Origin of the sequence: Streptomyces sp. AK010, from assembly GCF_014207295.1 — a bacterium.
Classification (GTDB): domain Bacteria; phylum Actinomycetota; class Actinomycetes; order Streptomycetales; family Streptomycetaceae; genus Streptomyces; species Streptomyces massasporeus.
This window is the reverse complement of the sequence record NZ_JACHCX010000001.1, coordinates 681,662-691,495: the sequence shown is the minus strand read 5'-3', so window position 1 is coordinate 691,495 and position 9,834 is coordinate 681,662. Positions and strand designations below refer to the sequence as shown.

At 68.3% G+C, this 9,834-nt stretch carries 10 protein-coding genes; all 10 read right to left on the bottom strand.

The annotated features are described in order from the left end of the window. Positions 1-40: 40 nt before the first annotated feature. Positions 41-1,867 (bottom strand): ABC transporter ATP-binding protein, encoded by a 1,827-nt coding sequence (locus tag HDC93_RS03165; RefSeq protein WP_311774474.1) that lies wholly within the window; start codon positions 1,865-1,867, stop codon positions 41-43. A 426-nt stretch (positions 1,868-2,293) separates the two neighbouring features. After that, a complete protein-coding gene (locus HDC93_RS03160; RefSeq protein WP_185006882.1) occupies positions 2,294-2,719 on the bottom strand; it encodes a hypothetical protein in 426 nt (141 codons plus the stop codon). Between the two features lie 51 nt (positions 2,720-2,770). Continuing rightward, positions 2,771-4,009 carry an acyl-CoA dehydrogenase family protein gene (locus HDC93_RS03155; RefSeq protein ID WP_185006880.1) on the bottom strand — a complete coding sequence of 413 codons (1,239 nt, stop codon included), beginning with the start codon at positions 4,007-4,009 and terminating at the stop codon, positions 2,771-2,773. A gap of 59 nt (positions 4,010-4,068) precedes the next feature. Next, entirely contained in the window at positions 4,069-4,605 is a 537-nt protein-coding gene (locus tag HDC93_RS03150; protein ID WP_185006878.1) for a GAF domain-containing protein, read from the bottom strand. Further along, the gene (locus tag HDC93_RS03145) at positions 4,602-5,231 is read right to left on the bottom strand and encodes an ATP/GTP-binding protein (RefSeq protein WP_185006875.1); all 630 of its coding nucleotides are present in this window, start codon (positions 5,229-5,231) and stop codon (positions 4,602-4,604) included. Before HDC93_RS03145 ends, HDC93_RS03150 begins: the two co-directional genes overlap by 4 nt. Then, positions 5,212-5,577, bottom strand: a complete 366-nt coding sequence (locus tag HDC93_RS03140) for a DUF742 domain-containing protein (protein ID WP_185006873.1) — start codon at positions 5,575-5,577, stop codon at positions 5,212-5,214. Before HDC93_RS03140 ends, HDC93_RS03145 begins: the two co-directional genes overlap by 20 nt. Before the next feature lies 1 nt (position 5,578). Next, entirely contained in the window at positions 5,579-6,055 is a 477-nt protein-coding gene (locus tag HDC93_RS03135; RefSeq protein WP_185006871.1) for a roadblock/LC7 domain-containing protein, read from the bottom strand. Between the two features lie 91 nt (positions 6,056-6,146). After that, positions 6,147-7,793 (bottom strand): ATP-binding protein, encoded by a 1,647-nt coding sequence (locus HDC93_RS03130; RefSeq protein ID WP_185006869.1) that lies wholly within the window; start codon positions 7,791-7,793, stop codon positions 6,147-6,149. Positions 7,794-8,000: 207 nt separating this feature from the next. Then, entirely contained in the window at positions 8,001-8,195 is a 195-nt protein-coding gene (locus HDC93_RS03125; protein ID WP_185006866.1) for a hypothetical protein, read from the bottom strand. Positions 8,196-8,647: 452 nt separating this feature from the next. Further along, positions 8,648-9,832 (bottom strand): methyltransferase, FxLD system, encoded by a 1,185-nt coding sequence (fxlM, locus tag HDC93_RS03120; protein WP_398983583.1) that lies wholly within the window; start codon positions 9,830-9,832, stop codon positions 8,648-8,650. Between the last annotated feature and the right edge of the window lie 2 nt (positions 9,833-9,834).

Genomic DNA, 9,834 nt, shown 5'->3' with positions numbered 1-9,834 from the left:
TTGCGATGGATAAGCTGAAGCGCACCGGCGTTGAGCTGCATCAACCTGAGCATCCCGCCACCGCGACAGGCCGAACCCCCGGAGAATTGGTGTTGACCAGCTGGTGGGTCACCACGATCGTGATCCGGCCGGCAGCGATGGTCTTGATCTCTTCCAGGATGGCGTGCTCGCCGCGGGCATCCATCTGGCTGGTCGGCTCGTCCAGGATCAGCAGGCTTGACCTGCGATACAGGGCCCGTGCGCATGCCAGGCGCTGCCACTGCCCACCGGAGAGTTCCGTCCCGCCCCACAGCTCCCGGGCCAGCAGCGTGTCCAGGCCGTCGGGGAGTTCCTCGACGGCGTCCCGCAGCCCGACCTCCTCCAAGGCCCGCCACACCAGGTCGTCGCCCGCCTCGCGGGGCTGGCCGAGGGTGACGTTGTCGCGGACGGACAGAGGCCACTGCGCGAAGTTCTGCGGCACCAGCCCGGACAGGTCCCACAGGCTGTCGGGGTCGAGGTCGGCGACGTCGCGGCCGTTCCAGGAGACCATGCCCTTGTCGGCCAGGAAGATGGCGGCGAGCAGCCGGGTAAGGGTGGACTTCCCCGAGCCGTTCTCGCCGACCACGGCGAGGATATCGCCGCTGCGCACCGCCAGCGACACTCCCGCCACGGCCGGAGTCTCCTTGCCCGGATACCGGTACACGACCTCGTCGAGGCGGATCTCCTCCACCGGCCGACTCGGCGTGAACTCGCCCCGGTTGGGCGCGCGTTCGGCGGCGTAGTCGAGAAAGCCGCCCATGTCCGCGAGGTAGAGGGAGGTGTGGAACATGGCTGCGCCGTAGATGACGAGCTGACTGAGGGCGGCCAGCGCGGTCTGCACCGCGATGACCGCGGTCGCGGCGATCGACGGCTCGATCCGCCCGCTGGCCGCCAGCCAGGCGAGACCCGCCCAGGTGGCGACGAGGAAGATGCCGCCGATCGCCGAACTGACCAGCACGATCCGCAACATCTTCGGCGCCGCGGCGAGGGTGCGCGCGTCGATCCGCTCCGAGATCGACCGGTACCAGAACACCAGGTACGAGGTCATGCCGTTGGCGCGGATCTCATCGGTGAACTTCACGCTGGTCGCCCAGCCGCGCAGGTTCTGCCGAACATTGCGGTCGCCCACGTTGGCGTAGTGCGTCTCGTAGCTGACACGGGCGTGCAGGACGGCGCCCACGCCGGCGGGGACGACGGCGAGCAGCAACAGCGGCAGCAACAGCGGGTGCAGCACCGACAGCACCCCGCTCGCGCTGACCATACGTACGACAGCGGCGGTGAACCGGGTGGCGTCCTGCACCATCACGTGGCTGCGGACCACCCCCATCTCCGCCGCCTCTTGCCGGTCCGCGCAGCCGTCCTCCGCCCGCGCGGTGGCCTCCATCCGGCACACCGCCGCCACCAGGGCGCAGTCGGACTCGGTCGTCAACCGCGGCGTGATCCGGCCGTCCGCGTACGAGGACAGGGCGGTCGCCACCCGCCCTGCCGCTGAGGCGCAGGCGAGGACCAGCAGGGCCGGCAGCGCCTGGTGGAGCCGGTCGGCCACCTCGCCGTCGGCGAGGATCCAGTGCATCGCGCGGGATGTGGCGGTGAGCAGTACGGCGGCGCTCACGCCGATGGCCAGCTGGCAGCCCGCCAGCAGCAGCACCGCCGACCGGTCGATCGCCCACGCCATCCGTGCGGTCTGCGCCAGCACTGACGGAAGCCGCCTGCACATCTGCGCGAACGATGCGTCTGTCAGGGGGTTCTTGGCGTACCGGCCGCCGTAGCGCAGCTCGGCGGGCGGCGGAGGCGGCAATCGGCGCGACGCCGCGCCGTCAGACGCCTGAGATGTGGGCTCGGCGCTCACCAGCTACCTCCCCTCGCCCTGTCGGTAAACCGGAAGGCGAACGCAAACGGCCACAGGGCCGCTCGGAGATCGTTCGGGGGAGCCTGAACTACAGGCAACTGGGCACCTCCGGCGCCGACTTGGGGGATAGCTGATGACGACCGGAACAACGACGCGACGTCCGGCTTCGAACGCACGTTTTTGAGTCGTATCCCAGCCGCCTAATCTCGTGGCCCGCACGTCACCGGCCGCTGATTCAGGCGGTCCCACCAGATGGCGACCGTGGCCGAAATGCCGACGGCCGATGCGCATGTGGACCATGGGCTGGATGGAAGACGTCGCAGCTGTCCGCTGCCGCCGTTGTGCTCAAGGTTCCAGCAGGCAACGCGGAGTTCAGTGTCGTCGCAGGTCAACGGATCTCCCTCTTCGGGTTCGAGCAGCGAGTCGTTATATCTGTGGTCCGGTTGAGCCCTGGTCGCCGCGGCGCCTGGCGCCGCCTGCCTGTGTGCCTCGGCAGGAGATGCCGTGCGCTCGCTCCAGCTGGCGCAGCAGCTCCTGCAACTGGCTGACCAGCACCAGCAGATGTTCGTATGCCAGGTCTGCCCGCGGCCGAGCGGCGGCGCGGCGCTCGGTCCGCTCGATGAGCTCGTGCAGGTCGGACCGTTCCTTTTCATCGAGCGTTGCGGCGAGGGCCAGGGCGTGAGGAATGAGGGCGGGGGCGAGCTCCTCCAGCGTGGTGAGCGTGTCGGCGACGGCACGTGGGGCGGAGACGATGCCCCGGTTTGCAATGCTGTCCAGCTCCCGCCGCGCCCCGACCACAAACGCGGACACATCTGTTTCGGCCGTACGTACGGCGGGAGTGGTACTCGTCATGGAGGTGCTCCGTGTCGGCTGAGTAGGAGAGGAAGGGAAGGCGCTCGGGAGTCAGGCGGCTGTGCTGGTGGGGAGAAAGAGCGAGGTTTTGGCGGCGAGCCGTTCGGACCACTGGACGGGAGGGGCACCGAGCTCGGTTTCGGCCAGGCGCTGGCGCTGTACTTCACCGGTTCCGGCGGGCGAGTAGGTGTGCTGGACGTCCCGCCATAGCCGCTGGAGGGCGTAGTCCGTGCGCAAGGCGTGGGCGCCGTGCAGTTCCATGGCGTCCTGGCCCGATTGAACGGCCCATTTATGGTTGAGGTACTTGGAGTTGATGAGCCGGTCATCGCAGCTGCGGCCGGAGTCGAGCATGCGTACGGCGAGGTAGGCGAGCTCGCGGCTGGCCATCAGCCGGGACTTCATGTCGCCGACCCGGTCGCGCAGGACGGGAAGGTCGGCGAGGGTGCCGTTGTAGCGGCGGCGCCCCTCAAGGAAGTCGGTCACGCATTCCACGATCGCTTCGTGGATGCCGAGGGACACCGCGGCGAGGTTGGGCCGGCCATAGAGGATGCTGCTGCTGTAGGCGATGTCTTTGCCGTCGCCTACGCCGCCGATCACGTTGGCCTCGGGTATTCGTACGCCGTCGAAAGTGAGCTTGCCGAAGCTGAAGCCGTGCAGGCCGAGGGCGGGCCGGTGCGGTTCGACGGTCAGTCCGTCGCGGTCGTGTTCGACGAGGAAGGCAGTCAGGGCGCGGGAGCCGGCCGTGTCGGCGGAGTCGGTGCGGGCCACGACGCAGTGGACGTGGGCGATGTGACTGTTGCCGATATGGACCTTGCTGCCGTCGATGATCCAGTCGCTGCCCTCGCGGCGGGCGGTGGTCTCCATGCCGAGCACGTGGCTGCCGGTCTCTTCTTCGGTCACCGCGATCGACAGCAGCGTGTCCCCGGAGGCGACCTGGGGCAGCAGCAGGGCCTTCTGCTCGTCGCTGCCGAAGTGGATGATCATCGATACGGGCAGCTGGCTCGCCTGCAGGATGGCGCCGGCCGCGCCCGAGGCCCGCGCCATTCTCTGGATCATGAGGGTTTTGGCGAGATGTCCCGCATGCATACCGCCGTACTGGCGGGGGATCGTGGCGCCGAACCATCCCTGCTCGGCCATGAGCAGGGCCAGGTCGCGTTCCACGGCGTGAGGGGAGGACTCCATGCGCTGGACTCGGGGGGTGACTTCGGCGTTGGTGAACTCGTCGAAGTGCTGGACCAGGGCTTCGTAGTCGGGCGTGAGATCCGGAGTCGTGGACGACATCGTGGGCATCGTTGTCTCCCCCTGGGGGGTGGTGGTCGCGGGTGCTGCGGCCGGGCGCGCGGGTGCTGCTAGGCGCTGGTGCGCCGGTAGAACTCGGTCATGAAGAGGTCGCGATAGTGGTCGATGAGGGCCCACAGCGGCCGGCCTTCCGCGCGGTCGCGCGGCTCGGTGCCGACCACGCAGACCGTGCCCCAGACATGGTTCGTACGCTCGTCGATGAGGGGGGCTCCTCCATACACGCGGACCCCGATCTCGTCGACGACCGGGTTGCCGGCGAACTCGTCGAAGTCGAGGACGTCGGTCAGGACCAGCGAGCCCCGGCGCTGGACGACGTGCGGGCAGAAGCCGTGGGTCAGTGGCATGGTGCGGCCCACCACCGGCAGTTCGCCCCCTGCGGGGTTGGCGAGACCGAGGAAGAACTGCTCGCTGCCGACCCAGTTGAGCATCGCGTACGGAGTGCCTGCCGCGGCGGCGACCTGCTGGGCGAATGCGTCGAAGGCGCCGACGGGCGGAGCTGCGGGGTCGAGGAATTCGGGCAGGTGGCTCTGCCAGTCGATCTCGGAGCCGGTGGCGGACCGGAGGTCGGTTTGAGCGTGGGGGTTCACAGCTGTGCTCCTTGAAGGAGGTTGGCGGGGGCATGCGAGCGGATGAGCGCGTGGTCGACGAGTCGGCCGAGGACGCCGGCCGCGTCCGCCCGCTTGCGGGCATCGCACAGCATGACCGGAACCGTGGCCGGCAGGGCGAGTGCGGAGGAGACCTCGTCGGGGTCGTAGCGGCTGGCGTTGTCGAACTCGTTCACGGCGACCAGGAAGGGCAGTCCGAGTCGCTCGAAGTAGTCGACCGCGGGAAAGCTTTCGTCGAGACGGCGGGTGTCGACGAGGACGACCGCGGCGAGGGCGCCTCGCGTGAGCTCGTCCCACATGAACCAGAACCGGGTCTGTCCTGGCGTGCCGAACAGCATCAGGATGGTGTTGAGCTGCGGGAAGGTGATTCGGCCGAAGTCCATGCCGACGGTGGTCGCCTTCTTGTCGAACAGCAGCGTGAGGTCGTCCACGCCCTCCGAGGCGGCGGTCATCACGGCCTCGGTACGCAGCGGGGTGATCTCGGAGACGGCGCCCACAAAGGTGGTTTTGCCGACGCCGAACCCGCCGGCGACGACGATCTTGACAGAGGTGGGCCTCGCGTCGGCGAGCGGGCGTGAGAGTCCGAGGTCAGAGCTTGAGGAGTCCATCGCGAAGGGCCTTCAGGAGAGCAACGTCGGGAAGGTCGGCGGAGCCTGCGGCGGTCACGGCGCTCAGCGCACCGATGTCGATCAGCCGGGACATGAGGATCCTGGTGATCTGGAACGGCAGCCCGATCAGGGCGCCGATCTCGGCGACGGCCAGGGGCCGCTCCCGGCACAACGCCATGGCCTGCTCGGCTTCTGGTGGCTGGCCGGAGGGCGGTTCTCCCTCGGCCCACAGCAGCGTCTCGAGCTGCAAGTCGTGTGTGGGCTTGGTCTGGCCGCCGGTCAGGACATAAAGGCTGGGGGCCTCGGTGTCCTCGACGGTCCAGGCCGGGCCGCTTGCGGCCGCCATCTCACTGGCCGTCACCGGAAGGGGCCCCGCCCACGCGTGCCTGTGTGGCCAGCAACTCGCCCATCCGCTGGATCAGGTTGACCATCGCAAAACCGACGGCACCCTCGTCCGCCCGCGTGTTGGTCAGCACGCCCAACACGCTTTCGACCTTGTCCGGGTCACGTCCCGCGTTCCGCGCCACCACGGCCGGCGGACTCCCGGAACTCATGATGAACAGGATCCAGTTGTTCTTCCTGACCAGGACCTGTTCGACACGGCCCTTGCCGTCGTCGACACCGTTGGCGATCGAGTACATGCCGTTGATCACTGCGGCCAGGCGGTCCGCCAGAGTGCCGTCCATTCCCGGTCCTGCATGAGCCAGCCGCAGACCGTCCTGCGAGGCGAGCAGGACTCCGGTCACATCCGGCACCTGGGCCAGGTCGTTGAGCAGCTGGTCCACAATCTCTTCCGGCTTGACTGTCGTCGAGTCGGTGGTCATCGAATTCTCCGTATCTTCGTACGCTGTACGGCTGGTGCCCAGGCGTGAAGGCGGGCACGAAGGACGTGGTCGGGAGGCGGGGAGCCAGCGGCTATCTCGCGCTCTCCTCGGACGGCTGCGCCACGCCGTCTGCCTCGGCTTGCTCCGCGCGGTGCACGCCCTGGGCGAACTTGCTGACGAAGGCGGGATCCGGCGGCGACAGTGAGGCGGGTGCGGCCTCTGGCGCGGTAGGGGCCGCAGGCTCATGGACCGTCGCCTGTGGTGTCCGCTGCGGCAGTCGGGGGCGCGTGTCGTGTCCTGGGCCCGGCGGTGGCGTGGCACTGATCGTTGCCGAACCGACGGGGTGCTGCGCCGGGGTATGCCGCGCGGCACGGTAGGGCAAGGGCGCCGTTCCTGCCGGGGCCGGAGCGGGGGGACTGGGTCTGGGACCGCCAGTCGGCCGGGGGCCGGGATGCCCCGCGAATTCCGTTTCCGGGGCCGGAGCAGCAGCACCGTGTGCGGCAGGTTGAGCCGGAGGCAGGGCCGCCGACTCGTGCCGCCAGAGCAGGAGTTTGTCCGGCACGACCACGAGCGCTGTGGTGCCGTGCATGAGGTTCTTCTGCAGTTGCACCTGGATGCCGTACCGGCGGGCGAGCTTGGCCACGACGAGCAGGCCGGTCTGGCGCTGGGCCAGCTGCTCGGCGAGGTCCGTGTCCTGCGGATTGGCCAGCATCCGGTTGTAGCGGTCGAGTTCGCCCTGGGCCATACCTATGCCCCGGTCCTCGACCTCCACGGCCAGGCCGGCGGTGACCCTCGTCGCGCGCACGATGACCTTGCTGTCCGGTGGCGAGCAGAGCGTGGCGTTCTCCTCCAGCTCGGCCAGCAGGTGGATCAGGTCGGGTCCCGCGAAGCCCGGTATCCGCACATCCAGGGTGGACGTGTGCATGCGGACCCGGGCGTACTTCTCGATTTCCCCCGACGCGCCCCGCAGCAGATCCACCAGCCCGATCGGCTGGTTCAGCTGGCGGGCCTTCACACCGCCCAGGACCGCCAGCCGTCCGGCCGACCGACGCATGCGCTTGAGCAGGTTGTTGACGTCGAACACCCGATACAGCACGTCCGGGTCCTGGACCTGCTTGGTCAGCTCCGTCACGGTGCCCAGCGCGCGTACGAGCAGCAGGGTCAAGCCCCCGGCGAGATAGACAAGCGCTTGTGTCAGTTCCGTCTGCCGCCCGTTCACCACCGCCCGCCACGTTTCTGCGTGCAGCTGGAACAGAGCGGCCTCGGCTTCTTTCCACGGGTTGCCCTCGGGCTTCGCCTGTGCTGGGGAGAAGTCGGGAGGGGAAGGCCGCTCGCCCCGGTCGAGCTTCTCCAGAGCATCGCTGATGCTCTTGCGTCCCTCGTCCACACCCGCCTGGAAGTGCCGCAGCCAGCCATGCACTGAATCGCTGTACTCGCTGCGCTGCCGGTGCAGCTCAGCCGCCGTGCGAACGGCCAGCCAGTCCGCGGAGACCAGCACGGCCAGGCCAGCGGCTGCTGCCACCGCCCCGATGATCCAGCCATCCACATGGACGCGTGCCGTCGTGCCGACGTCAGCCGCCATACACAAGATCGCCGTGACCAAGAGGGCGGGCACGAGCACCAGAAGCCGCAGCCGCAGGCGCAGCCCCTTCTCGGTGCGTAGCGGCTCGGCGCCGCGCGCACGCCGGCGCTGGCCACGTCGGTGACCGATGGGTCGCGGGCATGACAGATCAGACATTGGTGACCTCGCGGAACGTGGTCCTGGCAGGGAGGAGGGAATGGCTGGCAGGGAAAGAGCGAGCAGCGCATCCGCACCGGGTGCGCGGACCGTGGCGAGCAGGCCGGGATTCGCGTGGGAGTGGCCGCCGGGGCACGCGCGCCAGACCGCAGCCGACGGGGGAGGCGGCGTATGGTCCGGGCCCACGGGGGTGCCCCGGCGGCCGGTCTATATGCGGATCTCGCTGATCGTCTCGACCGCACTCTGCACGACGCGGCTGATGGACGGAGCGAGCGAGCTGTCGTGGAGATAGAAGCCGAGGAGTATGGCCGCAATTGCGTGGCCGGCCTTGAGGCCGCCTTTGCGGATCAGCAGCCACACCATGACGGCCAGCACAACAACCAGGGAGACAGTGATGCTCACGGAATTGGGTTTCTGCCAGGTGAGTGCGTCCGAGGGACCCCGCGTTACCCTTCGGGGCAGCGGCAATGACCCGCGTGACTGCGGGACTTGAGGCGTCAGCGCGCCTGAAGGATGGCGCGCCTGCGTAGCTGGTGACCGCATTGCGTCGGGCGCGGCCGAGGTGGGCCGTCATACCGGCTAAGGCGGGAAACGGGGCGGGCACGATGTCCTCCGGGGGCGCAGACTTGTCGTCTCGCGTCATGTCCGCGACGCCCGGGTGACCGTTTCCGGCCTTCGTTGATTTTACAGGTAGATCAGGGAAGTAATCGATGCTCTCAGGTCACGAGCCTGTGAAAAATGCACGCTACGCAAGGGTGTTGGCACCCAGAAGGGAAATGCCGCTGCGCTGCATGTTCGGTGATGCTGGTCAACGGCGCTGAAATTCTCTCCGTTGCTGTGATGGCATCGTCGGTTCAACTCCTGCGGGGCCAGTCGACGACGAGGCGGCTGCAGGGCTTGTCCATGACGAAACGGGGCTCAGAGGCTGTCAGTTGGTTGCGGGCATCACCGACAGCCATGCGGAAGCTGGGTTCGGGTGCGTTGTTGCCCCAGTTTTGGTTCCACTCGCTGATTTCGGTGGCGACCTGGTCGGCTAGCTCGGTGGCGCGAGGGCCGTGGCCGATGACCCCGATCTGCCAGAAATGGCCGTGCTCGTCATCGCCTTCCTGCTTCGTGAGGTAGGCCAAGGTGTCATTATCGAGTGCGGTCATCGAGCCCCAGCCGAAGTTCGGGACGAGGCCGGTGCGGGAGCCCGGCATCCGGGACAGGCCGTTCGGCAACAGGTATGCCAGGTACAGGTAGAGCCACTGGTAGGAGTCGCCCTTGCGGAACTTCACGTTGGTGTAGATCGCGGCTGGGGGCTGGTCGAGGACGGTGCGGATCGCCTCGCGGTCGACGTTCTGCTCGCTGTAGGTCTCCAGGCGCACGTCGCCCTCACCTGCCATGTCGACCATGGTGCAGACGTCGTCGCAGATGCCCTTGCGTAGGGGGACGAATGTCATCATCTCTGTTGAGACCGTCCGCCAGGTCTGGCCGTCGCGTTCGAACGCGAAGTTGCGGGAGATGCTGCCGCGAATCCGCATCGGGATGACGAGGCGTCCACCGGGGGCGAGCTGGTCGAGAATTCGCATGGGAATGTCGCCGGCGCCGACCGTGAACTGGATGCGGTCGAAGGGCGCGTGCTCGGGCAGACCGGCGGCGCCGTCGCCCAGCGCGACGGTCACGTTTGCGGCCCCGGCCTGAGCGAGGTTCTTCCGTGCGCCGTCGACGAGGTCCTGGTCGACATCCACGGTCCACACGCGGCCTTCGGAAGCGACGAGTTCTGACAGCAGCCGGGCGTTGTAGCCGGTGCCGGCCCCGGCTTCGAGGATCTTGTGGCCGGGCTGGGCACCCAGTTGTTCGAGCTGGGTGGCGACGATGGAGGGTGCGGAGATGCAGGAAATCATCGCGCCCGTCGCGTCGTGCTTGATCGCCACGGCGTCGTCGACGCAGGCGGTCTGAAGATCGATACCGGGGAGGAACCGATGGCGCTCGGTGCCCCGGAACGCGGCGATGACCTCCGGGGTCCGCAAGTGGCCGCTGTCGACGAGGCGGCTCACGA

Coding starts and splice junctions, on each gene's coding strand:
- HDC93_RS03145 (WP_185006875.1), bottom strand. CDS start 5,231: ATGGACTCCTCAAGCTCTGACCTCGGACTCTCACGCCCGCTCGCCGAC.
- HDC93_RS03130 (WP_185006869.1), bottom strand. CDS start 7,793: ATGTCTGATCTGTCATGCCCGCGACCCATCGGTCACCGACGTGGCCAG.
- HDC93_RS03160 (WP_185006882.1), bottom strand. CDS start 2,719: ATGACGAGTACCACTCCCGCCGTACGTACGGCCGAAACAGATGTGTCC.
- HDC93_RS03135 (WP_185006871.1), bottom strand. CDS start 6,055: ATGACCACCGACTCGACGACAGTCAAGCCGGAAGAGATTGTGGACCAG.
- HDC93_RS03140 (WP_185006873.1), bottom strand. CDS start 5,577: ATGGCGGCCGCAAGCGGCCCGGCCTGGACCGTCGAGGACACCGAGGCC.
- HDC93_RS03155 (WP_185006880.1), bottom strand. CDS start 4,009: ATGCCCACGATGTCGTCCACGACTCCGGATCTCACGCCCGACTACGAA.